Origin of the sequence: Jiangella mangrovi (assembly GCF_014204975.1) — a bacterium.
Classification (GTDB): Bacteria; Actinomycetota; Actinomycetes; order Jiangellales; family Jiangellaceae; genus Jiangella; species Jiangella mangrovi.
Genome location: NZ_JACHMM010000001.1, coordinates 2,152,889 through 2,176,907, shown reverse-complemented (window position 1 = coordinate 2,176,907; position 24,019 = coordinate 2,152,889). Strand labels below are relative to the sequence as shown.

Below are 24,019 nucleotides of genomic sequence, written 5' to 3'. Positions count from 1 at the left end.
ATGGGCCTGCGACGATCCGAGCGGGGTTCGGCGACCCTCGAGACAGTCGTCCTGTGGCCGGCCGTGTTCCTGCTGATCTTCGGCATCGTGCACGCCGGCCTCTGGTTCCACGCCCGCAACGTCGCGCTGTCGGCGGCGCGCGAGGGCGCCCGGGCGGCCAGCGTCGACGGCGGGTCCGGCGGCGCGGAGCGGGCGGCCGACTTCCTCGCCTCGACGACCGACGACTCCGTCCTGCGGGTGCGCGACATCCGCGAGGCCGCCGGCACCGACGTGGTGACGGTCACGGTCATCGGCTCCTCGACGACCCTGATCCCCGGCTGGCGCGTCGACGTCAGCCAGACGGCGACCGCGCCGATCCGCCGCTGGAGCGACCCATGAGGCGACCGAGCGATCGTCGGCGGTTCACTGCCTCGTCCGGGGAACGCGGTTCGGCGACGCTCGAGCTGGCGGTTCTCGCGCCGGGTCTCCTGCTGCTCATCGCACTCGTCGCGCTGGCCGGACGGTTCGCCATCGCCGACGGCGCGGTCGACCAGGCCGCCGCCGAGGCGGCCCGCGCCGCCTCGCTGCAGCGCACCCCGTCGGCCGGCGTCGACGCCGCGGCTCAGGTGGCGCGCGCATCGCTGACCGGCCAGGGACTGTCCTGCCTGCGCACCGAGATCGAGGCCGACGTGTCGGGACTGCGGGCGCCACCCGGCCGGCGTGGCCGGGTCACGGTGACCGTCCGCTGCCCGCTCCGGGTGGCCGACCTGCCGTTGCCGGTCCCCGCGATCACGCTCACCGCGACCGCCGTCAGCCCCGTCGACACCTACCGCGAGAGGTGACCCGATGCGCCGTCGCATCGACCACGCCGGCCAGGCCGGCAGCTTCACCCTGATCTTCGCCGTCGTCACCGTCGCCTTGCTGGCCATCGCCGGGCTGGTGTACGACGGACGACGCCAGCTCACCGCCCAGCAGCGGGCCGACGCCGTCGCCGCCGAGGCAGCGCGGGCGGCGGGACAGGAGATCGACGGCTCGACGCTGACCGGGTCGCCGGGACTCGACCGCGCCCGCGCGCTCGCCGCGGCCCGCGAACACCTCGCCGCGGCGGGACTGACGGGCACCGTCACCGTCGACGGCGCCACGATCGTCGTCCGGGTCGACGCCTCCGAGCCGGCGGCGATCCTGCCGCTGATCGGCATCACGACCCTCGAGGCCAGGGGTGAGGCCAGCGTGCGGATCGTGACCGGACTGCGAGGTCAGCCGGGCGGGAACTCCGCCCCGAACTCGTCGTAGGCGGCGGCCACCTTCTTCGGCACACACATGCGCCACGCGTCGGTGACCAGTTCGCGCATCTCGGCCTCGTCGATGGCGGCCAGCCGCACGCGAACCCACTGGAACCGCTCGTCCGACGGCAGCGGAGGGAGGAACTTCGACGGATCCGAGGCGACCAGAGCGTCCCGCTCGTCCTTGGGGTAGCCGAAGCCCATGATCGTCTCGTCGGGCGAGATCGCCGCGTACACGATGCTCTTGATGCGGAACTTCACGCTGTCGCGGACCAGCCCCTCGGTGGTCCGCGGCAACGACAGGGCATGCCGTCGCACGTCGTCGGCCGTCACCATGCACCCGATTGTGCCGTCCGGGTCCGACAACCTCGACACGCCACCCCGGTTATACGCCGTCACCGCGAGTTAGGCGTCATAGCTAGGGTGAGAACAGCCATCAACGGCGGAGGAGCACTGTGGTGGAGGCGGTCGAGCGCCGGAAGCGGTACCGCGAGCAGGTCCGCGACGAGATCAAGCAGGTCGCGCTCGGGCAGATCGCCCGCGAAGGCGCGGCGGCTCTGACGCTGACCGGCGTCGCCAAGGAGATCGGCGTCTCCGGCCCCGCGCTCTACAAGTACTTCGCCGGCCGCGACAGCCTCCTCACCGAGCTCATCGCCGACAGCTTCGGCTCGCTCGCCGAGGCGCTGCAGCACGCCGCGGCGCCGTCTGCCGGATCTCCCGCGCGGGCGCGCCTGCACGCCGTCGCGCAGGCGTATCGCGCGTGGGCGATCGCGCAGCAGCACCGCTACCTGCTGCTCGCGGGCACCCCGGTGTCCCGGTACGACACCCCGGCCGAGGCGGTCGACCGGGCGCGCGCGGTGCTCGCCCCGCTGCTGCAGATCCTGGCCGCCGGCAGGTCCTGGCCCCGGGCCGACGCCCTGCAGACGGAGCTGGCGACGTGGATCGCCGCCGAGCCCACCGTCGCGGACTGGGTGCGCGGCGCCATCGGCCCGACGGGGTCCGCTGCGGCACCCGAGGCGGCGCTGGCCGGCGTCGTGACGGCATGGGTGCGGCTGCACGGCGTCGTCAGCATCGAGGCGGTCGGCCTGTTCGCCGGGATGGGACTCGAGCCGGCGACCGTCCTCGCGCTCGAGATGGACGCCCTCGCCGACGCGATCGGTCTCGACTGACGTCGTCCGCCCCGGATCGCCGAGAGAGATTTCGGGATCGCTGTCACATTCGGCCTCGCGAATCCACCCATAGAAGGTGAGACGCGTCGGCGGAAGGGAGTGACGGACATGGCCGGGACCGGCACACCGGACGCCGGCGCGCCTCACCCTCGAACACCGGTGTGGCCGCCGCGGAGGGCCTCGGCGCCCGGCCCGGCGGCCGCACCGGAACGCGCGACCGACGGTTGGCCGCGCCCGCGGCGCGACCCGGCGCACCGGTCCCGCCGCCTCGAGCGGCTGCTCTGGCTGCTGGTCGCGGCGGTGGCGCTGGCGGGCGTAGTGGTCATCGGCGCCATCGCGCGCTCGGGCCCGGGCTCCGAGACCCTCCAGCCGATCGCCGGCGGGTCCAGCCCCGAGGCCTCGGGTGTCGGCGACGACGACGCGCCGGCCGCTCCTGCTGGCGAGCGCAGCGGCGCCGCGGTCGCGGGTCAGCCGGCGGGCTGGTCCGAGGCGGCGCGCGGCTTCGGGCTCGCGTTCACCCGCACGAGGGTGGGCCGCGATGCCTGGTTCGCGGCGATGTCCTCCTGGCTCACGCCCGAACAGGCCGCGCAGTACCGGGAGGTGCCGATCGACGACATCCCCGCCGGCGAGCTCCTCGAGGTCGACGTGACCGCACCGGGCGCGGAACCGCACACCCACGGGACGTTGACCTACGACACCGGCATGGTGCTCGAGGTCGGGCTCAGCTACGAGACCTCGGCAGGTGGCTGGCTCGTGGCCCGGGTGAGCCTCGCCGACTGACGAAACCACACATGAGGCGAGGAGAGGCGAGGCTGAGGTGTCAGGGTATCCTGACAGTGGCGTGGCGATCACGGCGAGCGCACGCAAGCACGGAGTCGTCGACGACATGGTGCATGCGGCGTGCTACGCGATCGCCGAGGTCACACAGGGGGACCGAGTCCTTCTCATCGGGGCCGGTCGCGACGGAAGGCTGTTGGAGGTCGTGGTGCTCGATCCGGACACCGAGCCCGTGATCATCCATGCGATGGCCCTCCGGCCGAAGTGCCACACCTACCTGCCCAAGGGGCGGTGAGACACATGACGAGTCATGATCTGGACCGAAGAACCGCCGAAGCAGAGGCCTGGCTCGACACGCTCGACCCGGGCCGGACGCCTGCCGACGATACCGCGGATCTCGCCGCCATCGCCGCGGCGGTCACGGAGGTCGCGGCCGCCGAAGAGCGGGTCCGCGCCGCCGTGCGGGTGGCACGAGCCAACGGGAGGTCGTGGGCGCGCATCGGCCTCGCGCTCGGAGTCAGCCGTCAGTCCGCGCACGAGCGATTCGGCACCCGTACCGACGTCACCTGACCCTCCCCGAGCCGCGCCCGGTCAGTTACGGGCGGGACGAGCGGCGGACGGCGCGGCGTTCGGTGGTGAGCACGGCCCGGTCGGCCGCGCTGCGACCGGCGCCCCAGCCGGCCGCGTTGCCGGCCGAGAACGAGCGCCGGGCCGTCGTCGCGGCGAAGAGTGTGCGGAAGAGGGTGTCGACGGCGTCGGCGCGGTCGGCGAGGACGGGGACGAGGTCGGTGCCGGCGGCCGCCTCGGTGTGCGACGCGGCCTCGCGCAGCCGCTCGCCGATGCGGGTGGCGTAGGACAGCAGGAACGAGTGCCGGAACGACCGGGTGCGCGACGTGCCGAGGCGGGAGTACTGGGTGCCGCTGGCGAGCATGGCCCGCGACGCCTGCACCAGCAGCGACGTGGCCAGGACCTCGACCACGTCGAGGTCGACCTCGGCGCCGAGGACCGTGACGAAGCCCAGTTTCTCGCTCGACACCGTGCGGCAGTGGTTGGCCGAGCCGACCTCGGCGACCAGCAGCGTCTTGGGACCCAGGTAGGGCGCATCGAGCCAGATGCGCCGGGCCGACGCGACCGCCGCCCGGCGGCCCGGCACGACCGGGGCCGCCAGCGCCTGCTCGATGGAGTAGCGGCTCATCAGTTCTTGCGCCTTCGCCGACAGCGCCTCGGCCTCGTCGGGGAACTCCGTCGACTCGGCCTTCGCCAGCAGCGCCCGCACCCGGCTCAGCATCTTCTCCGACGACGGCGACGGCCCCGGCGACGGCCCTGCACCCGAAGCGAACCCCGTCGCCGCCCCATCACCCGGCACATGACCCGGCGGCGGCACGATGACCTGCAGCGCCGGGAGCCGCAGAGTGACGCCGACCAGCTCGAGCGCCGCCGCCAGCAGCGCCTCGCGGTCGGCGCCGTGCCGAGCCGCCCACTGGCCGGGATAGGGAGCGGCGGGGTCCCACCACGGCGCATCGGCGCCGACCGCCCGTAGCTGCGCCAGCCACCGAGGATGCACGGTGGCGGGCGCGTACTGCACCGCCGCGTCGGCCATGGCGTCGACGACCACGGCCGCGGCCAGCGCCGACCCCTGACGGCGGGCCACCTCGGCGAGATCGGCGGGCAGCCAGCCGAGCGACCAGAGCCGGTCGACCTGCGCCCGCAGCACGATGGCCACCGCGGCATCGACCACTCGCGGCGCCGCCAGCCCGGACACCGACCGCAGGCCCGCCAGCACGGCCGCCGGCCCCCGGTGCAGGCCGTCGGCCGCCAGGCCCGTGAGCCACTGGGCCACGACCTGCGCCGTCACCGCACCCGACCGCAGCCGCTCATCGTCACCGACCGACACCGACACCTCTCAGCAATCCAAAAAGATCAACCCGAACCCAGCATTCCGCCCCATCATCGCCGCCCGGTCCGACACAGTTGTCCATGCGAGGCCGGCCACCGCCGCGGGGTGACCACGGGATGGACGACGCTACCGACGTCGTCGCGTGGTGTCATACCTTGCGTCAGGTCGCCTTGTTCACCGACGACCGAACGGGAGATGCGTGCGATGACCAGTGGGCGAGTCCCGGTCCGCGACGGCGAGCTGTTCTTCGAGGAGCGGGGCGCCGGACACCCGCTGGTGCTGCTGCACGGCGGATCACTCGACCACCGCATGTGGGACGGCCAAGTCGGCCCGTTCGTCCGCGCCGGCTACCGCGTGATCCGCTACGACGCCCGCGGCCACGGGCAGTCGACCACCCCGAAGTCGGACTTCGCGGCGTACGACGACCTCGCCCAGCTGCTCGCCGGGCTGGACATCGCGCGGGCCTCGCTCGTCGGCCTGTCGTACGGTGCGCGGACGGCGGTCGACTTCGCCCTGGCCCACCCGAACGCCGTCGAGATGATGGTGCTGGCCAGCCCCGGCGTCAGCGGCATGCAGTTCACCGACCCGGCCATCCTGGCGCTCATGCAGCACCAGGCCGAGGCCGCACAGGCCCGCGACGCCGCCGCCTACGTCGAGTACTTCCTGCGCGCCTGGGTCGACGGCCCGCACCGCGCGCCCGACGCCGTCGACCCCGAGGTGCGCGAGCGCTGCCGGCAGATGGCCCGCGGCGTCGTCGACTCCCATGCGTCCGGGTCCGGGGCCCTCCGCGAACTGGGCGCCCTGGAGCGGCTCGGCGAGCTGGCGACCCCGCTGCTGCTCCTGGTGGGCGACCTCGACTCCACGGACATCCACGCGGTGGCCGGGCGCATCGAGGCCGAGGCGCAGTTCGCCGCGAGCGCCGTCGTGCCGGGCACGGGTCACACGCTGGCCATGGAGCAGCCGGCCGCGTTCAACGCCGCCGTTCTCACCTTCCTCGAGCGGGCCCGCCTGGCCCGCTAGCCACTCACTCGACCCGCAGCCCGCGCGCGATGACGTCCAGTGCGCCGTCGACGATGTCGCGCAGCGGGTCGCGGTACCCGGAGTCGTGCCAGTAGGCGATGGCCTCCACGAACGCGGCGATGAGGGCAGCCGTGACGACCCGCAGCTCCAGCCCGCGGGGATCGCGCCCGGTGTGCTTGGCCAGGACCTGCGCCAGCTCGGCGGCCATGACGTCGGCCTGCCGGTTCAGGCCGTCTCGGACGGCCGGCTCGGCCATCGTGTAGTGCATCCGCCGCTTGATGAGCCGCTCGTCCTGCTGGAACAGCGCCGTCGTGACGACCTCGGTGAGCACCTCGCGCAGCGCCGTGATCGGGTCCTGGGCCGCCAGCCGGTCGTCGAAGGCGCTCAGCATGACCGGATCCCACTCGTCCCAGAGGACGATCATCTCCTTGGTGCCGAAGTACCGGTAGATCGAGCTCGGCGACACCTCGGCGTCGGCGGCGATGCGCTCGATGGTGACGTGGGCGTACCCGTCGCGGTCGAACAGGTCCAGCGCCACGTCCTGGATGTGGCGCATCGCCTTGAGCTTCTTGCGCTCCCGCAGGCCGAGCGGCTGCTGCGTCGTCGTCGGGTCCGTCATCAGCGCCGATGGTAGCGCCGAAACCCGGTCAACTGACAGTGGCTCGCAGTTGGAGTGCTCAGATCTCCTTGGTCAGCAGCACGCTGCGGTGCAGCTGCTCGTAGCCGAGCCGGGTGTACGTGCCGAGCGCCCCGGACGGGTTGTCGGTGTCGACGTCGAGGCCGGCGTACTGCATGTCGCCCGCCGCGTAGACCCGCATGGCCGCCGTCAGCAGCGCACCGGCGACGCCCTGCCCACGCCACTCGCGCCGGACGGCGACGAGGTCGGTCCAGCCCTCGGTGTAGCCCTGCGGCTCCCAGTCCTGGTCGTACGCGCCGGACATGAGGTAGCCGACGATGCGGCCGGTGGCCGACTCGACCGCCATGAAGCTCCAGTCGGGGCGGAACTTCTCGCCGCCCACGACGTCGAGCGCCCAGGCCTCGGAGTCGATGGGGCTGGAGCCCCAGTGGTCGCGCGCGAACGCCTCGTTGTGCGTGAGGCGGATGTCCTCGTCGCGGCCCTTGTCGTACGGCTCGATGCGCAGCCCGGCGGGCAGCTCGCCGGAGGGCAGCGGCACGGACAGGTCGCGGCGCATGACGACGAACCAGCGCTTCGTGGCGAAGCCGCACGCCTCGGCCAGCCGCCGCGCCTCGGCGTGGTGACCGTCGAGGTAGAAGCGGATGCGGGCCGGCAGCTCGACCTCGGCGGCGGCGAGGCGCTGCCGGGCCCGGCCCTCGGACCAGGCGACGAGGGCTCGGCCGATGCCGCGGCGCCGGTGGCCGGGATGCACGGCGCCGAACAGGACCGGGCCGTGCGTGCCCTCGGTGACCGGCCGGTACTCGACCCAGGCGTAGGCGCGCAGCGCGCCGTCGGCGTCGAACCCGGCGACGCTGTCGAGCGCGGGGTCGCGCCAGGCGCCCTTGAACCGGTCGACCAGCTCGTACTCGGCGACCCGCTCGGTCGCCCGGTCGTGGTCGTCGACCACCCGGCACAGCGCGAACCAGGCGGGGACGTCGGCGGGCGTCAGCGGTCGCCAGGTCAGGCCCACGTCGGACGGGAGGGCCGGCAGCTCGGCCGGCGCCGCGGCCCGCACGGCGAGCGGCTGATGGTCGACGGTGCTCACGGCTCACACCGTAGGCCCCGCCGATACCCGCCGCGAGCGAATTTCCGCCCGGCCGCACGCTGCCGAAACAGCCGTCAGTCGGTGCCGAGCATCAGCGTCCACCACGACTTCAGCCCGAGCAGTCCGCCGCGCTCCGTCCCGACGCCCACCGAGGTGTACGAGCAGTCCAGCAGCCGGTCACGCTCGTCGCCGCCGTCCTCCCACGACCGCACGACCTGTTGCGCGTTGTTCATGCCCTCGGACAGGTTCTCGCCGACGCGGGCGGTGTAGCCCTCGGCGGCGGCCCGCTCACCGGGTCCTTCGCCGTCGGGGTTGACGTGGGAGTAGTAGGAGCGCTCCTGCATGTCCTCGCTGTGCGCCCGGGACGCCAGCGTGAGCCGCGGGTCGACCCGCAGCGCGGGACAGCCGGCCTCGGCACGTGCCTCGTCGACCTCGGCGACCATCTGCTGCTCGGCCTGGGAGAGCTCGAGGATCGGCAGGTCCGGCAGCCCCGAGTCGGGGTCGTCGGTGGGCTCGTCGGTCGGATCGTCCGTGGGATCGGGCTCGGAGGGCTCCGACGGCTCGGACGGCGACGGCGACGGGTCGGGGTCCTCGGAGGACGGGTCGTCGGTCGGCTCGTCCGGCGACGTCGGGCGGTCGCCGGGCTCGCGCGGCGGCGTGGTGGCCACCAGGTCCTCGTCCTCGTCGGACCCGCCGGCACCCGAGCCCGAACCAGAACCCGAACCGTCCGAACCGGGGGACTCCTCCTCGCCGGTCTCCTCGGGCGACGGCGTCGCGGAGTCCGTCGGCGACGGGGTCTCGCCGGCATCGGTCGGGGTGCTGGACGGCGAGCCGTCGGGATTCGAGGTCGAGGAGGTGCCCGGCGTCTCGAACGCGGGCATCCGGGAGCCGCCCTCGGCGCGCGCGGTCAGCGTGGGTGCGCCGTCGGTGATCGCCATGACGAGGCCGGCGATGGTCAGGAGCGGCAGCACCACCAGGAGGCCGATCCTGGCCAGCAGGGCCGTTCGACCGGTCGGCCATTGACGGTACCGCGGCAGGTTCGAGGTCACGGGGGCAAATCCTTTCGATCCGGGACCGACGCGCCGGTCCCGGTCATATCGGGGGGAGCTGACATTCCGTAGCCATCGCCCAGTTTTGTCCCGAAACCGCGCATCTCAAACATCGATCAAGAAGACCGACATGAACACGGATGGTCATACACCGAGAATGCCGAGGTCATGCCGGTGAACACCCCCTCCGAAGAACTGGTGGCCCGGCAGCATCGGGGAAGATGTCCCGCATGAGCGAACCGCAGTCGCCGGCGCCGGGCCGGCTCGTCGTCGCGGCGGCGATCGTCGACGACCTCGCGCGGCCCACGCGGCTGCTGGCGGCGCGGCGCAGCGAGCCGCCCGAGCTGGCCGGAGGCTGGGAGTTCCCCGGCGGCAAGGTGGAGCCCGGCGAGCAGCCGCTCGAGGCGCTGCACCGCGAGCTGCACGAGGAGCTCGGCATCGCCGTCGAGGTCGGCGCCGAGCTGCCCGGCCCGTTCGACGGACGGTGGGCGCTGGGGCCCGGGCTGACCATGCGGCTGTGGCTGGCCGTCGTCACCGACGGGGTGCCGGCGCCGCTCGAGGACCACGACGAGCTGCGCTGGCTCGGACCGGGCCAGTGGGCCTCGGTGCCCTGGCTGCCGGCCGACGTCGAGGTGGTGGACGCCCTGATCGCGCGGTCGCCGTCGGCCCGGGTCTGAGCCGCAGCTGTCGCCGTCGGGCGAAGAGTCCACTGAGCGGTGGACGACGGCGGCAGCCTGCGGCACTAGCCTGGCCGGTATGACCACCGCTCCCGATCCCGCCGACCCGGCCCGCGAGCCCCGGGTCCTGCGCGGCGTGCGCGCCTCTGACGCCGAGCGCGAGCAGGTCGTCCAGGCGCTGTCCGAGCACGCGACCACCGGGCGGCTCACGCTGGCCGAGCTCGAGGAGCGCATCGGCCAGGCCTACACGGCCGTCACCCGCGACGACCTCGACCGGCTGACCACCGATCTGCCGTCGCCGACCGGCGAGCTCGCGACCACCGCGACGACGCAGCCGGTGGCGTCGGACGGCCCGCGACGCTCGTCCACGCGCTGGATCGTCGCCTTCATGGGCGGCACGGAGAAGCGTGGCCGCTGGCGGGCGGCCGAGCGCATCAACGCCATCGCGGTCATGGGCGGCCACGACATCGACCTGCGCCACGCCGAGCTGGACTCCGACGAGACCACCATCGTCGCGATCTCGGTGATGGGCGGCATGGACATCTACGTGCCCGACACCATCGACGTCGAGGTCGGCGGGTTCTCGCTGATGGGCGGTACCGGCGAGCGGGGCAGCCGCCGGCCGGCCCGGGCCGGCGCGCCGCGCATCAAGGTGCTCGCGTACAACCTGATGGGCGGCATCGACGTGTGGCGGCTGCCCGAAGAGGCGAAGGACCTGTCGCTGAAGCAGGCCAAGAAGCTGGCGAAGCGCGCCGAGTAGCGCTGCCGCCCAGAGATACAGGCGGCCCCGCAGGCCGGGCACGGACCTGCGGGGCCGGTCTATATCCGGGACAGCTCCCCCGTGGAAGCGCCCGTGGGCGAGCGCGAGAGCGAGGCGGTGGAGGACTTCCTCGTCTCTCGCGCTGACTCAAACACTAGGCAGGCCCACTTTCAGATCGCTTTCATCGCGCATTCACCCCTGGTCAGGGCGGATCCGGACATGACAGCGGCCCCGGACCCCGCACGGAGCGGGGGTCGGGGCCGCCGGTGTGAACTACTGGAACGACGAGCCTCAGGCCGTCGTGCCGTTGCGCCGGGCGCGGATCGCGATGGCGACACCGCCCAGGGCGAGCAGCGCGACGCCGACCACGATCATCCAGGTGTTGGACGAACCGGTGTCGGGCAGCTCGTCGCCGTCGTCGTCGCCCTCAGCGGCGACGGTGAACGACACCGAGGCCTCCGAGGTCGTCAGCTCCGGGTCGCCGCCCTCGACGGTCGCGGAGGCGGTGAGCGTGTACTCACCGTTCTGCAGCGACTCGGCGGGGGTGAACGTCCAGGCGCCGTCGTCGCCGACCTCGAGGTCGCCCTCCCACTCGTCGGCGGCGGTCTGGACCCGCTCCGACGACTCGGTGACGGTGCCCTCGATCGCCAGGCTCAGCGTGGTGCCCGGGGCGGCGGTGCCGCTGAACACGACGTCACCGGTGACGGTCGAACCGTCCTCCGGCTCGGCGATGGTGACCGACGGCAGCGTGATGCCGAGGTCGGCGACCGTGACGGCCTGGGTGTCGCCGTCGAAGGTCTGCGTGACGGTGGCGTCGAAGCGCTGGCCGGCCGGCAGGTCCGCCGACGGGGTGAGGCTCCAGCTGCCGTCGTCGCCGACGGTCGCCTCGCCGTACGCCTCGTCGCCGACCGTCAGCGTCACCGTCGCGCCGGGCTGGCCGGTGCCGGTGAAGCCGGGGCGAGCGTTGCCGGTGGTCTGGCCGTCGCTGGGCGACGCGACCGTCAGCTGCTCGACCTGTGCCTCGGTCGAGGTGAAGGTGCCCTCGACGGTCTCGGACCGCGAGAAGTTGCCGTACGACGCGGTGACCTCGTAGGTGTGCTCACCCGGGGCCAGCTCGTCGGTGACGGGCACCGAGAAGGTGCCGTCGTCGGTGATGCGGGCCTCGTAGCTCTGCTCGCCGTCGACGACCACGTGGATCTTGTGCGTCGACCGGGCCGCCTCGACGGTGCCGGTGAAGGTCGGCCGGGGGCCGGTCTCGCCGCCGTCCTCGGGCGTCGCGACCGCGGGGGTGCTGACGGCGACCGCCAGCTCCCAGTCGCTGCCCAGCAGCGTCAGCGCGTTGTACTCGCCGGTGGCCAGCGAGTAGCCGATGCTGAAGTCGGCGTCGCCGGTGTTGGGCGACTGGGCCGGGTTCCAGCTGTCGCACTCGAGCCGGCCGTCGTGCGTCGAGCCCGAGTTGACGCCCAGCGCGTAGTTGCCGACGACGACCGAGCCGCCGCTGTCGCCGCCCAGCATGCAGGCGTTGAAGATGAAGCCGGTGACGGACTGGTCACCGACCGGCGTGCTCTGGGCCGGGACCAGGATCTCGCCGCAGGTCCAGCCCGAGGTGGCGCCGGACTTGCAGGCCTGGGCGCCCGCGACGGCGCCGATGGGGCCGCGGATGGTGACCGAGGCCTCGTCGGGCGCGCCGGAGCCGCCGCCCCAGCCGGCCACCTGCGGCACCGAGGTCCAGTCGGCGCCGGTGACGTCGACCAGGCCGCCGTCGTGCTCGCCGCCGAAGTGGAACGAGCCCGGGACGAACTCACCCAGGTCCGCGCCGGGGAAGTCCGCCGCCCAGTCCTCGGAGTCCCAGATGGGACCGTCGAGGTCGATGTGGTGCACCGGGTAGGTGAACTGCTCACCGGTGTCCTCGCTGACGCCGCAGTGCCCGGCGGTCAGGAAGCGCGAGTTGCCCTCGGAGTCGTAGCCGCTGAACCCGACGGAGCAGCGGCTGAGGTCGAACGCGCCGGTCTCGTCCGGCTCGCTGACCTGGTAGGCGTAGCCGTAGCCACCCTTGTGGTCGGCGGCCGGCAGGACCTTGCGCTCGGTGTTCATGGCGGCCAGCGGGCCGACCACGACGTTCGCACCGGTCGCCTCGACCGAGGCGGCGTCCGCCTCGCTCGCGACGTTGATGGTGACGTCGTTGCCGTCGATCGAGGTGCCGAGCACGTCGATACCCCGGTCGCGCAGCACCGTGGCCGCGTCGGAGGCGGCACGTGCCTGCTCCGCGTTGGCCAGGTACTGCTCGGGTGCGACGCCGAGGTCGCGCTGGATCGCCTCTTGCAGAGTCGCCGGCAGCTGGGCCGCCAGCTCGATGAAGTCGTCGGCGGCGAATGTCGGGACGGACACCGGGATCTGTTCGTCGGCCTGAGCCGCGATGCTGGAGGCGAAGACGCCTCCGTACACCACGGTCGAGGCGACGACCAGCCCGGCGACCCGTGCCGCCGTTCGCCGACGCGGCAGCGTTGTGGTCACAAATTCTCCAAATACTCCACTTGACATGGCGTTGCCCGGAATCGCCCATTCAGTCGGAATAGTGCGCCTGACGTGCGGAAACCCGGGCGAGATCACGTTACACAAGTCGCTGGGACCGTGACAGCATCATCACCATGTGGTCACACTGAATTCCCCGAACATTTCGGGTGAGAATTCGCCAGACCATTGTTTGTCCGGACGAATCCGGACACGTGGCTTTCAGCGGCCTCCGGCGCTGAGGGCGAGCTCCGCGCGGGCCTCCGCGGCCAGCCGGACATGGCGGTTCTCGGCCGCGACGGCGACGGCGTCGGCCGCGGCCTCGCTGCCGTCGGCGCCGAAGTGGCGCAGCGTCCGTGCGGTGTCGAGCAGCGACAGCGCCCGCATCCACGTCGACCCGAGCGCCTCGGCGACCTCGACGGCGTGCCGGCAGGACCGCAGCGCCGGTTCGCGCTCGCCGGCGGCCCGGTGCACCGCCACGGCCACGACGGCCTCGTAGTGCGCGTCGTAGGACACCGGCTGCGGGGTCTCGACGGCGTTCGCCGCGGCGAGGTCGGCGCGCGCGTCGGCGACCCGCCCGAGCCCGGCGTGCCCCCGCGCACGCGTGCGCAGGCAGCGGGCCCGCACCTGGGGAGACAGGAACTCGCGGTCGTCCACGCAGGCCTCGATGACGTCGACGGCGTCCTGGTAGCGCCCCGCCTCGACGTGGATGCAGGCCTGGTTCTCGAACATGATGAGCTCGCCGTACCGGTCGCCGAGCTCGCGGCGCAGCCCGATGGCCCGGCCGGCCGCCTCGAGCGCCTCGTCGAGCCGGTGCTGGGCGGCCAGCACGAGCGTCAGGTTCGTCCAGGCCGCCGCGGTGATGGCGGGGTCGGACGGCTGCGCCGCCGCGCGCAGCACCGTGCGCGCCGTCTCTTCGTCGTCGCCGCTGTCGCAGCACTCGCGGGCCACCGCGTCGAGCAGCACCAGCATGCCCGCGGCGTGGTCGACGGCGGGATACTCGCCGCGGGCCAGCTCGGCGCGGGCCAGCGACACCAGCAGGGTCCGGCGCGGGTGCAGCCAGGCGTGGATCTCGCAGCGGTCGGCGAACGGGCGCCCGCCCGGGCAGTCGCGCGGTGGTTCGGGCAGGCCGGGCACGCGGTCTCCGGGGCGCAGCGTCAGCCGGGCGTTGCGCAGGCTCAGCAGCAGGTGGCCGAGCAGCCGGCGGCGCGCCTCGGCGGCCGACACGGGGTCGGCGACGGCGCGGACGTGGTCATCGACGAGGTCGTGCCAGCCGTAGGCGCCGGCGTCGAGCGGCTCGACCAGCCGGATGTCGGCCAGCCGGTCCAGCAGCCGGCGCGCCTCGGCGACGTCGACGTCCCAGACGACGGCCGCCGTCTCGGGGTCGACGGCGGTGCCGGGCAGCGCGGCGAGGAGGCGGTAGCGCTGCGCCTGGACCGGCTGCAGGCTGAGGTAGGTGGCGTCGAGCATGGTGCGCACGGCCAGCCCGCCCGCGCGCAGCTCGCCGAGGCGGTCGCCGTCGCGCAGCCGGCCGGCGAAGTGCCCGATGGGCCAGGCCGGCCGGGTGGCCAGCCGGCCCGCGGCGATGCGGACCGCCAGCGGCGACCCGGCGCAGCGCTCGAGCACGGCGGCGGTGGCCTCGGGCTCCGCGGCCAGCCGGTCGGGTCCGACGACGGAGCCCAGCAGCCGGCGGGCCTCCGACTCGGAGAACATGCCGAGGTCGACCCTGGCGTCGGCCGGGAGGGTGGGCAGGCGGCGCCGGCTGGTGACGATGACGGCGGACCCGGGATCGGGCGGCAGCAGCGTCGCCACCGTCTCGGGGTCGGCGTCGTCGAGGAGCACGAGCAGCCGGCGCCCGGCGCACAGCTGCCGGAACAGCTCGGCCCGCTCGTGCGGGCACGGCGGCAGATCCGAGCCGCCGACGCCCAGCGTGCGCAGTAGCGCGGCCAGGGCGTCGGTTCCCAGCGCCGAGGCGTCGGTGCTGGTGCGCAGGTCGGCGAAGAGCTGGCCGTCGGGATAGCGGTCGCGCAGCTCGTGCGCCACCCGCAGCGCCAGCGTCGTCTTGCCGGTGCCGCCCGGACCGGACACGACCACCGTCCGGCACCGGCCGTCCGGCGGGGGTCCGTCGCGCAGCGCCGTCGTCAACGCGGCGACCTCGTCGGCCCGGCCCACGAAGGACGGCGGCCGGGCGGGGAGCTGAGCCGGCGCCTGCGTGACCGCGACCGGCGTGGCGGCCGGTGCGGGAAGGGCGGAGCGCCGTTCCGGCTGATCGATGGCGGACGGGACGGCCTCGGCGGTGCCGGCCAGCAGCCGCCCGTGCAGGTCGGCCAGCTCGGTGCCAGGCCGGCGGCCCAGCGCCCGCAGCGCGCGCACGGTGTCGTGGAAGACGGCGAGCGCGTCGCCCTGCCGGCCCTGCGCGGTGAGCGCGAGCATGAGCTGCCCGGCGGCGCGCTCGCGGTGCGGGTGCGCGGCCACCAGCTCGCGCAGCTCCCGCACCAGGCCGTCGTCGGGGCCGTGCAGTGTGCGCCGGATCTCGTGCGCGCGCTCGGCGGCGGTGAGCACCTCGTCGAGCAGCGACGGCGCGGTCTGCCGGGCCAGCGTGTCGGGCCAGAGGCCGGCCAGCGGGTTGCCCCGCCACAGCTCGAGCGCCTCGTCGAGCAGCGCCAGCTCGTGGGCGGGCTCGTCGGCGGCCCGGGCGGCGGTGAACAAAGCCCGGAACCGGGCGACGTCGACGACGTCGGGCGGCAGGCCGAGCCGGTAGCCCTCGCCGGCGGACTCGACGGCGGCCCGGCCGAGCAGGGCGCGCAGCCGCGCGACGTGCGTCTGCAGCGCCGCCCGCGGGTGCTCGGGCTGGTCGACGGGCCAGAGCAGCCGGGTCAGCGTGGCCTGCGAGACGACGGCGCCGGGCCGCAGCGCCAGCGCGGCGAGGACGACGGCCGGCCGCCCGGACGGAATCGGCACCGGGACGCCGTCGCGCCGGACCTCGACCACCCCCAGCAGCCGGACGTCCAGCCGGCCGGCCGGTTCGTCGCCGGGCCGGCCCACCGACCCGCCGCCCGGTCGCTCGCCCGGACCGAGGTCCAGGCGGGCGTCCAGGTCCGGCGTCGGGGTCACTGCCGCTCCGCCACCAGCGCCCGCAGCTCGTCGGCGCGCGGGGACTCGAGGGACTCGAAGATGTGCAGGGCTGCCGTCCAGTGCAGCTGCGCGGTCTCGGCGTCGCCCTGCCGGGACCGGCTGTACCCGAGCTCGCTGAGTGCCTCGGCCTCGACGTCGGCGAGGTGACCCTCGCGGGCCAGCGCCGCGGCGCGAGCGGCCGGGCCGCCGCCGTCGGCACCGGCCCGGCGCAGCGCGTGCGCCTCTTTGACCAGGCCGGTGGCCTGCAGCGGGATGGAGTCGAGCTCCGCGGCGACCGTGACCGCCCGCTCGAAACCGGCGACCGCGCGGTCGGACGCGCCGGTCTCGAGGTCGAGGTGGGCGACGGCGAGCAGCTGGTCGAACAGCTCGACGCCCGGCTCGTCGCCGACGCCGGCGCCGGTGCGCTCGAGGTTGCGGCGGGCGTCGTCGTAGCGGCCCATGCTGATCTGGACGTCGGCGAGGTTGCGCCGGCAGCGCCGCCGCACCTCGGGAGCGAGCACGTCCTCGGCGTCGGCGCACCGCTCGAACAGCTCGGCGGCCTCTTCGTACCGGCCGTCGAGCTCGTGCCAGACGGCCATGTTGTGCAACATGATGACCTCGCCGTAGCGGTCGCCCAGCTCGCGGCGGACGGCCAGGCCGCGGGCGCCGGCCTCGAGCGCGTCCTCGCGCCGGCTCTGCGCCCCCAGCGAGAGCGCGAGCGAGTGCCAGGCGCGCGCCGTCAGCACCGGGTCGCCGAGCTTGGCCGGGACGTCGAGCACGGCCCGCGAGAGGTCCTCGGTGTGCACCTCGCGGCAGCACTCGTAGCGCGAGCGGGCCAGCGCGAGCAGCAGCGCGGCGGACTCGTCGACGACGTCCTGCTGGTCCGAGTGCAGGCCGGACAGCCCGAGCGACGTCATGAGCGACGTGTGCGGGTGCAGCCAGGCGTGCACCTCGGCGCGCTCGGCGAAGTCGCGGCCGGCGACCTCGTGCGGGAACCAGGCCCCGGACTCGACGACGGTGCCGCCGGGCCGCAGCACCGGCCAGAGGTTGTGCAGGCAGCGCAGGTAGTAGCGGACCAGCCGGCGCCGGGCCGCGGTGACGCGGTGCGGGTCGGCGACGGCGCGCAGGTGGTCGTCGACGAGGTCGTGCCAGCGGTACTCGTCGGGCGCGGAGGAGTCGATGAGCCGGACGTCGACCAGGTGCTCGAGCACGCCGCGGGCGTCGTCGGGGCCGACGTCCCAGGTGGCGGCCGCGGTCTCGACGTCGACGGCGGGACCGGGCACGGCCGCCAGCAGCCGGAACCGGAACGCGATGGCGGGGTCGAGGCCCTGCACCGACGCCATGAGCATGGAGCGGACGCTGAGGTCGCCCATCTCGAGCTCGTCGAGGCGGCTGGTGAGCAGCCGCTCGGCGAAGTGGTCGATGGGCCAGGCCGGCCGGGTGACCAGCCGGCCGCCGGCGATCCGCAGCGCCAGCGGCGAGCCCTGGCAGGCGCCGATGACCAGCGCTGTCGCGTCGGGCTCCGCGGCCAGGCGGTCGTGCCCGACCATCGACTCGAGCAGCTCGTAGGCGTCGTCGTCGGTGAACAGCGCGAGGTCGATCTGCACGTCGGCCGGGATCATGCTCAGCTGCGGCCGGCTCGTCACCAGCACGCTGCAGCCGCCGGCGCCGGGCAGCAGCGGCGTCACCTGGGCGGCGTCGTGGGCGTCGTCGAGCACGACCAGCAGCCGCCGGTGCGCGCACGCGGAGCGGAACAGCGCCGCCCGCTCGTCGCGCGTCGCCGGGATGTCCTCCTCGGGCGTGGCGAGCGCGCGCAGGAACTCGGCCAGGACATCGGCGGGGTCGGCCGGGGCGGTGGACCCGCGCAGCTCGGCGAAGAGCTGGCCGTCGGGGTGCGCCTCGCGCAGCGCGTGCCCCACGTGCAGGGCCAGCGTCGTCTTCCCCGACCCGCCCGGCCCCGAGATCAGCCCGAGCCGGGCCCACTCGCGGTTCTCGGACAACACGGCCGTGAGCAGGTCGATCTCGTGCTCGCGGCCGACGAACCGCGTGGTCGACCGGGGCAGCTGCACCGGCGGCCGAACGACCGGCGTCGCCGCGCCACCGCCCCCCGCACCCGAGCCCGTTCGCCCGTCGGCCGCCGTCGCCAGCAGCGTCGGGTCGGTGTCGAGGATGCGCCGGTGCAGGTCGGTGAGCTCCGGGCCGGGGTCGATGCCGAGGTCGTCGCGCAGCACGGTCACGACCTCGTGGTACGCCGCGAGCGCGTCGCCCTGACGGCCCTGGCGGTACAGCGCCAGCATGAGCTGCGCCCAGAGCCGCTCGCGCCACGGGTGCGCCGCGACCAGCCGGCGCAGCGACGGCACGAACTCCTCGTCGGTGCGGTCCAGGCGCAGCCGCAGCTCGTTCATCCGCTCGGTGGCCGAGAGCAGCTCCTCGACCAGCAGCGGCGCGGTGGCCTTCTCGAGGTCGGCGGGGTTGAGCCCGGCGAGCGGGTCGCCGCGCCACAGCGCCAGCGCCTCGCGCAGCAGGGTCAGCTCGGCGACCGGCTCGGCGTCGCGGCCCGCGGCGACCAGCTCGCGGAACCGGGTGACGTCGACGCCGTCGGGCGGGAGGTCGAGCCGGTAGCCGTCGCCGGCCGCCTGGACGAACCCCTCGCCGAGCGCAGCGCGCAGCCGGGCGACGTGGGTCTGGATGGCGGCCCGCGGGTGCACGGGCTCGTCGTCGGGCCAGAGCCAGCCGGCCAGGGCGTCGACGGGCACGACGGTGCCGGGACGGGCCGCGAGCGCTGCGAGGATGACAGTGGGCCGGCCGGGTGGCACCGGGATGGCTACCCCGTCGCGGTGCACCTCGACCGGACCCAGAAGTGCGACCTCAAGCCGCGCCCGGCCCACCAGCTCTCACCCCTCCGTCCCCCTGCCAACGCCACCGTACCGGTGACTGCAAGGTGATCGCACAGTCATCCCGGTGCCGGAGACGGCTCAGCCCTCGGCCGGGGTGAGGATCAGCTCCAGCACCGTCGTGACGTGGGCCGCGGCGTCGTCCTCGGTGGGGGCCGGGTCCAACCCGAACATCCGCCGCCGGTGCCGCTCACCCATGAGCAGCGTGAACAGCTGTTCGGCCAGCACCTCGTGGTCGCCGGCGCGGACGGCGATGCGCTCCGGCGGCAGTGCGGCGAGCAGGCCGGCCAGCACGCCGATGTAGCGGCGCGGGCCGTTGGCGTAGTGGCGGGCGGCGAGGTCGGGGAACGTCGCCGCCTCGCCGGTGACCAGCCGGTGCAGCCCGATGGCCTCGTCGGACAGCATGAGCCGGACCAGCCGGACGCCGAAGGCGTGCAGGTCGGTGACGGGGTCGCCGGCGTCGGGCGCGACGGCGTTGACGACGCGGTCGCCGAGCCGGCGGACGACGGCCACGAACAGGTCGGCCTTGTCGCCGACGGTGGTGTAGACGGTGCGCTTGGCCACGCGCGCCTCCGCCGCCACGACCTCGATGGTCGTGCCGCCGTAGCCGTGGGCGAGGAACTGCCGCATGGCGGTCTCGAGCAGGGCGTCGCGCCGCCCGGCGCGATCGGCGTCGCGCGGCCGGCCACGCGGCGCTGTCGCCGCCCCCCGAGCAGTCACCACACCATCCTGGCGCGAGGTAGTCTTGGTTGCAATGAAACGCTAACGTTTCATTGTTCCCCGGCCACCGCCGGGCCCACCGCTGCGCGTCCCGGGGACGCGCCCCGTGACAACGAAGGGCGGGAGCAACGTGGCGACCACCAGTCGTAGGCGTCCTGCGCGCTCGGCCAAGAATTCCGAGGAGCTGCTCGGTTACTACCGGCAGATGCTCCTGGTGCGCCGATTCGAGGAGCGCACCGCGCAGGCCTACACCGAGGCGAAGATCGGTGGGTACTGCCACCTGAACCTCGGCGAAGAGGCCACCGTCGTCGGCCTCATGGCGGCCATCGAGGAGCGCGACTACCTCTTCACCAACTACCGCGACCACGGCTACGCGCTGATCCGCGGCATGGACCCCGGCCGCGTCATGGCCGAGCTGTACGGCCGGCAGGACGGCGTCAGCAAGGGCTGGGGCGGGTCGATGCACCTGTTCGACACCGACGTGCGCCAGCTCGGCGGCTACGGCATCGTCGGCGGCCAGCTGCCGCTCGCGGCCGGCGCCGCGCTCGCGGTCTCGTACCGCGACGGCGACGAGGTCGTCATGTGCCAGATGGGCGACGGCACCACGAACATCGGCGCCTTCCACGAGACGCTGAACATGGCGACGCTCTGGGACCTCCCCATCGTGTTCGTCGTCGTCAACAACCACCTCGGCATGGGCACGACGGTCGAGATGTCCTCCGCGGAGCCGGAGCTGTACAAGCGCGCCTCGGCGTACCGCATGGAGTCCGCGCGGGTCGACGGCAACGACGTCATCGCCGTCCGCGACGCCGCGAAGGTCGCCGTCGAGCGGGCCCGCAAGGAGCAGAAGCCGTACCTCCTCGAGACCGTGAGCGGCCGGCTGAAGGGCCACTCCGTCGTCGACCCCGCCGCGTACCGCAGCAAGGACGAGGTCGAGGCCGTCCGCGCCCAGGACCCCGTCGCCGCGCTGCACGACGCGCTGGTCGACGGCAAGGTCGCCGACGCCGACCAGCTGGCCGAGGTCGACGCCGAGGTCCACCGCATCGTCAAGGCCGCCGTCGAGTTCGCGGAGAAGAGCCCGGCGCCCGAGGTGTCCTCGCTGTTCGACTACACCTACGCCTCGCCGGTGCCGAACGACTCGCGCCGCCTCCCCGCTGACCCGCTGTTCCCGGTAGGAGCCTGACATGGCCGTCATGAGTTACCGCCAGGCGCTGCACGACACCCTGCGCGCCGAGATGCTCCGCGACCCGGACGTCTTCCTGATGGGTGAGGAGATCGGCCGGTTCGAGGGGTCGTACAAGATCACCGCCGGCCTGCTCGACGAGTTCGGCCCGAAGCGCGTGCGCGACACCCCGATCGCCGAAGAGGGCTTCACCGGCGCCGCCGTCGGCGCGGCCATGCTCGGCCTGCGCCCGGTCGTCGAGATCATGACGATCAACTTCTCGCTGCTCGCGCTCGACCAGATCGTCAACCACGCCGCGAAGATCTACGGCATGTTCGGCGGCCAGAAGTCGGTGCCCATGGTCATCCGCACGCCCGGTGGCGGCGGCCAGCAGCTCGCGGCCACGCACTCGCAGAACGTCGAGCTGTTCTACGCGTTCACCCCCGGCCTCAAGGTCGTGGCGCCGTCGTCGCCGGCCGACGCGAAGGCGCTGCTGCTCGCGTCCATCCGCGACAACGACCCGGTGCTGTTCCTCGAGAACCTCGCGCTCTACAACACCAAGGGCGAGGTCCCCGACGGCGACGTCGCGGGCGAGATCGGCCGCGCGGCGGTGACGCGGGAGGGGACGGACATCACGCTGGTCGCGTACTCGCGCATGGCGCACGTCGCGCTGCAGGTCGCCGAGAAGCTGGCGGCCGACGAGGGCATCTCGGCCGAGGTGGTCGACCTGCGAAGCCTCCGTCCGCTGGACCGCCCGACCATCATCGAGTCGGTCAAGAAGACCTCGTGCGCCGTGGTGCTCGAGGACGACTGGCTCACCTACGGCATCGGCGCGGAGGTCGCGGCCTCCATCTCCGACGGCGCCTTCGACTACCTCGACGCCCCGGTCCGCCGGGTCGCCATGGCCGAGGTGCCGCTGCCCTACGCGAAGTCGCTCGAGCTGGCGGCGCTGCCGTCGGCCAACGACGTCGTCACCGCCGTCCACCAGACCCTCGACGCCGTCGGCCGCCGGTCCGTCGGCGCGCACTGAGGAGGTCGTCTCGATGTCCGAGATCCTCATGCCCCGCCTCTCCGACACCATGGAGGAGGGCGTCGTCGCCGCCTGGCGCAAGCAGGTCGGCGACGAGGTCAAGACCGGTGACGTCCTGGTCGAGATCGAGACCGACAAAGCCGTCATGGAGCACGAGGCCTACGAGGACGGCGTGCTCGCCGAGATCCTCGTGAAGGAGGGCGACACCGCTCCCATCGGCGCGCCGATCGCCCGCCTCGTGGGCGCCGGTGAGCCGGTCGGCGGCACCGCCCCGGCCCCCGAGCCGACGGCAGCACCCGAGCCCACGGCTGAGGCTCCTGCTGCCGAGCCGGTGGCGGCCCCGGAGGCTCCTGCGCCGACGGCATCCGCCGTGGTCACCCGGCCCGACGGCGAGCGCATCCTGTCCTCGCCGCTGGCGCGGCGCGACGCCCGCGACCTCGGCGTCGACCTGGCTGCCGTCGAGGGCTCCGGCCCCGGCGGGCGGATCATCCGCGCCGACGTCGCGAAGGCCGCGGCCAACGGTGCGGCGACGGCGCCCGCCGCGGCACCGTCCGCCCCGGCCGCACCCGCGCAGCCGCAAGCTGCCCCCGTCGTCGATGAGACGGACGAGCTGATCCCGCTGACGTCGATCCGCAAGACGATCGCGCGCCGGCTGACCGAGAGCATGCAGTCGTCGCCGCACTTCTACGTGACGAAGACGATCGACGCCGGCCCGCTGTCGGAGCTGCGGGCGCAGCTGAACGAGCGCCTCGTGGCGGCGGACCGGAAGAAGGTCAGCGTCAACGACATCATCGTGCGGGCCGCGGCCGTGGTGCTGCGCGACCACCCGGTGGTGAACTCGTCGTTCACGCCCGAGGCGATCGTGCGGCACGGGCGCATCCACGTCGGCATCGCGGTGGCGACCGAGACCGGGCTGGTCGTGCCGGTCATCCGCGACGCCGACACGAAGAGCCTCACCAGCATCTCGGCCGAGACCCGCACGCTGGCCGGCAAGGCCCGCGACCGCAAGCTGGGCCTGGACGAGATGACCGGCGGCACGTTCACCGTCAGCAACCTCGGCATGTACGGCATCGACCACTTCACCGCCGTCATCAACCCGCCCGAGGCGGCGATCCTGGCGGTCGGCGCGGTGCGGTCCGAGCCGGGCGTGAAGAACGGCGAGCTGGCGGTCGTGCAGAAGATGACGATGACGCTGTCGTCGGACCACCGGGTCATCGACGGCGCGCAGGCCGCGGAGTTCGTGCGCGACCTCGCCGCCGTCCTCCAGGACCCCTGGCTGGCGATCGCCTAGCGCCGTCGCCCCGCATGATCATCAAGCTAGAGCTGGAGCCGCCAGATCTGGCCGACCAGGTCGTGGCCGAAGCTGTGGTGCCGGTTCTCCTCGACCAGCTCGAAGCCGGCCTTCTGGTAGATGCGCCGGGCGGCCACGAGCACGTCGTTGGTCCACAGGATCATCGACGCGTAGCCGGCCGCCCGGGCGAACTCGAGGCACTCAGCGACCAGCCGGGTGCCGATGCCGGCGCCGCGGGCGTCGGGGTCGACCAGCAGCAGCCGTAGCTGCGCCGTCGTCTCGTCCTTGCGCACGCAGAACACGGCCCCGACCGGGCGGCCGTCGAGCTCGGCGACCCACGCGTTCTCGCGGGCCGGGTCGTGGTGCTCGACGTAGTCGGCGACGATGCGCGCCACCAGGCCCTCGTAACTGCGGTCCCAGCCGTACTCCTGCGCGTAGAGGACGGCGTTGCGCTGCACCACCCAGCCGAGGTCGCCGGGGCGCAGGCCGCGGACGACGACGGTGCGCGGCCGCTCGGACTCGCTCAGCAGCCGGCGGACGGAGTCGAGGTCGGCGACCAGCCGGCGCCGGTCGGCCTCGGGCAGCGCGTCGAGGAGGTGCTTGGCCTGCCGGTCGGACCGGTCGACGAGGTCGGCTCGCGCCGCGCGGCCCGCGTCGGTCAAGGCGGCCAGCAGCTTGCGGCCGTCGGCGGCCGAGCGGGTCCGCTCGATCAGCCCGGCCGCCTCGAACCGGGCCAGTGTGCGGCTGAGCTGGGCGGCGTCGACGTCGAGCGCGGCGCGCAGCTCGCCCACCTCGGTGACGTCACGCTGCCCGAGCTCGAAGACGATGCGCGCCTCGGTGAGCGAGAACCCCGAGCGCAGCAGCTCCTGGTCGAGGAAGCCCATGACGCGCGTGTAGAAGCGGTTGAACTGCCGGACCGCGGCCACCTGGTCGCGTTGCACCTCGGTCATACCGTTGACTGTATC

Annotated in this window: 23 protein-coding genes; 13 read left to right on the top strand and 10 right to left on the bottom strand. The window is 73.8% G+C overall.

The genetic code is table 11. From position 1 onward, the window contains the following. From HD601_RS10100 to HD601_RS10090, 3 genes are read left to right on the top strand one after another with little or no spacing between them, the layout of a single operon-like run. On the top strand, positions 1-378 hold the full coding sequence (locus HD601_RS10100) for a TadE/TadG family type IV pilus assembly protein (RefSeq protein WP_184821497.1): 378 nt from the start codon (positions 1-3) through the stop codon (positions 376-378). Further along, the gene (locus tag HD601_RS10095; protein WP_184821495.1) at positions 375-821 is read left to right on the top strand and encodes a TadE/TadG family type IV pilus assembly protein; all 447 of its coding nucleotides are present in this window, start codon (positions 375-377) and stop codon (positions 819-821) included. The genes HD601_RS10100 and HD601_RS10095 overlap by 4 nt, the downstream gene beginning before the upstream one ends. 4 nt (positions 822-825) lie before the next feature. After that, positions 826-1,272, top strand: a complete 447-nt coding sequence (locus tag HD601_RS10090; RefSeq protein ID WP_184821493.1) for a pilus assembly protein TadG-related protein — start codon at positions 826-828, stop codon at positions 1,270-1,272. Here HD601_RS10090 and HD601_RS10085 read toward each other — a convergent pair. Next, a complete protein-coding gene (locus tag HD601_RS10085; RefSeq protein ID WP_184821491.1) occupies positions 1,236-1,598 on the bottom strand; it encodes an MmcQ/YjbR family DNA-binding protein in 363 nt (120 codons plus the stop codon). The two genes, HD601_RS10090 and HD601_RS10085, sit on opposite strands and share 37 nt — an antisense overlap. 122 nt (positions 1,599-1,720) lie before the next feature. Between HD601_RS10085 and HD601_RS35625 the strand changes: the two genes are divergently transcribed. From HD601_RS35625 to HD601_RS10065, 4 genes are all read left to right on the top strand, one after another. Further along, the gene (locus HD601_RS35625) at positions 1,721-2,431 is read left to right on the top strand and encodes a WHG domain-containing protein (RefSeq protein WP_184821489.1); all 711 of its coding nucleotides are present in this window, start codon (positions 1,721-1,723) and stop codon (positions 2,429-2,431) included. A gap of 108 nt (positions 2,432-2,539) precedes the next feature. Next, positions 2,540-3,211 (top strand): hypothetical protein, encoded by a 672-nt coding sequence (locus HD601_RS10075; protein WP_184821487.1) that lies wholly within the window; start codon positions 2,540-2,542, stop codon positions 3,209-3,211. Positions 3,212-3,272: 61 nt separating this feature from the next. Then, a complete protein-coding gene (locus tag HD601_RS10070; protein ID WP_184821485.1) occupies positions 3,273-3,503 on the top strand; it encodes a hypothetical protein in 231 nt (76 codons plus the stop codon). 5 nt (positions 3,504-3,508) lie between these two features. After that, on the top strand, positions 3,509-3,778 hold the full coding sequence (locus tag HD601_RS10065) for a hypothetical protein (protein WP_184821483.1): 270 nt from the start codon (positions 3,509-3,511) through the stop codon (positions 3,776-3,778). Positions 3,779-3,803: 25 nt separating this feature from the next. On the opposite strand, the gene HD601_RS35620 is transcribed toward HD601_RS10065, so the two are convergent. Then, positions 3,804-5,102, bottom strand: a complete 1,299-nt coding sequence (locus HD601_RS35620; RefSeq protein ID WP_184821481.1) for a DUF2786 domain-containing protein — start codon at positions 5,100-5,102, stop codon at positions 3,804-3,806. A gap of 207 nt (positions 5,103-5,309) precedes the next feature. Between HD601_RS35620 and HD601_RS10055 the strand changes: the two genes are divergently transcribed. Further along, positions 5,310-6,125, top strand: coding sequence for an alpha/beta fold hydrolase (locus HD601_RS10055; protein ID WP_184821479.1), 816 nt, complete (start codon positions 5,310-5,312; stop codon positions 6,123-6,125). Positions 6,126-6,129: 4 nt separating this feature from the next. On the opposite strand, the gene HD601_RS10050 is transcribed toward HD601_RS10055, so the two are convergent. The 3 genes from HD601_RS10050 to HD601_RS35615 all read right to left on the bottom strand — a co-directional run bounded on the left by HD601_RS10050 (position 6,130) and on the right by HD601_RS35615 (position 8,895). Beyond that, positions 6,130-6,744, bottom strand: a complete 615-nt coding sequence (locus HD601_RS10050) for a TetR/AcrR family transcriptional regulator (protein ID WP_184821477.1) — start codon at positions 6,742-6,744, stop codon at positions 6,130-6,132. A 58-nt stretch (positions 6,745-6,802) separates the two neighbouring features. Beyond that, positions 6,803-7,846 (bottom strand): GNAT family N-acetyltransferase, encoded by a 1,044-nt coding sequence (locus HD601_RS10045; protein WP_184821475.1) that lies wholly within the window; start codon positions 7,844-7,846, stop codon positions 6,803-6,805. 74 nt (positions 7,847-7,920) lie between these two features. Beyond that, positions 7,921-8,895 carry a CAP domain-containing protein gene (locus tag HD601_RS35615; protein ID WP_184821472.1) on the bottom strand — a complete coding sequence of 325 codons (975 nt, stop codon included), beginning with the start codon at positions 8,893-8,895 and terminating at the stop codon, positions 7,921-7,923. A gap of 230 nt (positions 8,896-9,125) precedes the next feature. Between HD601_RS35615 and HD601_RS10035 the strand changes: the two genes are divergently transcribed. Beyond that, entirely contained in the window at positions 9,126-9,572 is a 447-nt protein-coding gene (locus tag HD601_RS10035) for a (deoxy)nucleoside triphosphate pyrophosphohydrolase (protein WP_246400351.1), read from the top strand. 79 nt (positions 9,573-9,651) lie between these two features. Continuing rightward, the gene (locus HD601_RS10030; protein ID WP_184821469.1) at positions 9,652-10,332 is read left to right on the top strand and encodes a DUF1707 SHOCT-like domain-containing protein; all 681 of its coding nucleotides are present in this window, start codon (positions 9,652-9,654) and stop codon (positions 10,330-10,332) included. A gap of 291 nt (positions 10,333-10,623) precedes the next feature. Here HD601_RS10030 and HD601_RS35610 read toward each other — a convergent pair whose 3' ends face one another. The 4 genes from HD601_RS35610 to HD601_RS10010 form a co-directional block, all read right to left on the bottom strand. Further along, the gene (locus HD601_RS35610; protein WP_184821468.1) at positions 10,624-12,846 is read right to left on the bottom strand and encodes an Ig-like domain-containing protein; all 2,223 of its coding nucleotides are present in this window, start codon (positions 12,844-12,846) and stop codon (positions 10,624-10,626) included. A gap of 219 nt (positions 12,847-13,065) precedes the next feature. Beyond that, positions 13,066-15,957, bottom strand: a complete 2,892-nt coding sequence (locus HD601_RS10020) for a BTAD domain-containing putative transcriptional regulator (protein ID WP_184821467.1) — start codon at positions 15,955-15,957, stop codon at positions 13,066-13,068. Continuing rightward, positions 15,954-18,845 (bottom strand): BTAD domain-containing putative transcriptional regulator, encoded by a 2,892-nt coding sequence (locus HD601_RS10015; protein ID WP_184821466.1) that lies wholly within the window; start codon positions 18,843-18,845, stop codon positions 15,954-15,956. Before HD601_RS10015 ends, HD601_RS10020 begins: the two co-directional genes overlap by 4 nt. A gap of 87 nt (positions 18,846-18,932) precedes the next feature. Further along, positions 18,933-19,571, bottom strand: a complete 639-nt coding sequence (locus tag HD601_RS10010) for a TetR/AcrR family transcriptional regulator C-terminal domain-containing protein (RefSeq protein WP_221440778.1) — start codon at positions 19,569-19,571, stop codon at positions 18,933-18,935. Positions 19,572-19,677: 106 nt separating this feature from the next. On the opposite strand from HD601_RS10010, the gene pdhA reads away from it, so the two are divergent. From pdhA to HD601_RS09995, 3 genes are read left to right on the top strand one after another with little or no spacing between them, the layout of a single operon-like run. Further along, positions 19,678-20,754 carry a pyruvate dehydrogenase (acetyl-transferring) E1 component subunit alpha gene (gene pdhA / locus HD601_RS10005; RefSeq protein WP_221440776.1) on the top strand — a complete coding sequence of 359 codons (1,077 nt, stop codon included), beginning with the start codon at positions 19,678-19,680 and terminating at the stop codon, positions 20,752-20,754. 1 nt (position 20,755) lies between these two features. Further along, complete coding sequence (locus tag HD601_RS10000; protein ID WP_184821465.1) at positions 20,756-21,763, top strand: alpha-ketoacid dehydrogenase subunit beta; 1,008 nt, start codon at positions 20,756-20,758, stop codon at positions 21,761-21,763. Between the two features lie 13 nt (positions 21,764-21,776). Then, positions 21,777-23,054 carry a dihydrolipoamide acetyltransferase family protein gene (locus tag HD601_RS09995; RefSeq protein ID WP_184821464.1) on the top strand — a complete coding sequence of 426 codons (1,278 nt, stop codon included), beginning with the start codon at positions 21,777-21,779 and terminating at the stop codon, positions 23,052-23,054. 26 nt (positions 23,055-23,080) lie between these two features. Here the strand turns inward: HD601_RS09995 and HD601_RS09990 are convergent, their stop codons facing one another. Next, the gene (locus HD601_RS09990) at positions 23,081-24,004 is read right to left on the bottom strand and encodes a bifunctional helix-turn-helix transcriptional regulator/GNAT family N-acetyltransferase (RefSeq protein WP_184821462.1); all 924 of its coding nucleotides are present in this window, start codon (positions 24,002-24,004) and stop codon (positions 23,081-23,083) included. Positions 24,005-24,019 lie beyond the last annotated feature (15 nt).

Excerpts from the sequence above, each read along its gene's own strand:
- HD601_RS10000 (WP_184821465.1), top strand. The coding sequence starts at position 20,756 with ATGGCCGTCATGAGTTACCGCCAGGCGCTGCACGACACCCTGCGCGCC.
- HD601_RS10095 (WP_184821495.1), top strand. The coding sequence starts at position 375 with ATGAGGCGACCGAGCGATCGTCGGCGGTTCACTGCCTCGTCCGGGGAA.
- HD601_RS10050 (WP_184821477.1), bottom strand. The coding sequence starts at position 6,744 with ATGACGGACCCGACGACGACGCAGCAGCCGCTCGGCCTGCGGGAGCGC.
- HD601_RS10030 (WP_184821469.1), top strand. The coding sequence starts at position 9,652 with ATGACCACCGCTCCCGATCCCGCCGACCCGGCCCGCGAGCCCCGGGTC.
- HD601_RS10090 (WP_184821493.1), top strand. The coding sequence starts at position 826 with ATGCGCCGTCGCATCGACCACGCCGGCCAGGCCGGCAGCTTCACCCTG.
- HD601_RS10100 (WP_184821497.1), top strand. The coding sequence starts at position 1 with ATGGGCCTGCGACGATCCGAGCGGGGTTCGGCGACCCTCGAGACAGTC.
- HD601_RS09995 (WP_184821464.1), top strand. The coding sequence starts at position 21,777 with ATGTCCGAGATCCTCATGCCCCGCCTCTCCGACACCATGGAGGAGGGC.
- HD601_RS09990 (WP_184821462.1), bottom strand. The coding sequence starts at position 24,004 with ATGACCGAGGTGCAACGCGACCAGGTGGCCGCGGTCCGGCAGTTCAAC.
- HD601_RS10075 (WP_184821487.1), top strand. The coding sequence starts at position 2,540 with ATGGCCGGGACCGGCACACCGGACGCCGGCGCGCCTCACCCTCGAACA.
- HD601_RS10085 (WP_184821491.1), bottom strand. The coding sequence starts at position 1,598 with ATGGTGACGGCCGACGACGTGCGACGGCATGCCCTGTCGTTGCCGCGG.
- HD601_RS10065 (WP_184821483.1), top strand. The coding sequence starts at position 3,509 with ATGACGAGTCATGATCTGGACCGAAGAACCGCCGAAGCAGAGGCCTGG.
- HD601_RS10055 (WP_184821479.1), top strand. The coding sequence starts at position 5,310 with ATGACCAGTGGGCGAGTCCCGGTCCGCGACGGCGAGCTGTTCTTCGAG.
- HD601_RS10035 (WP_246400351.1), top strand. The coding sequence starts at position 9,126 with ATGAGCGAACCGCAGTCGCCGGCGCCGGGCCGGCTCGTCGTCGCGGCG.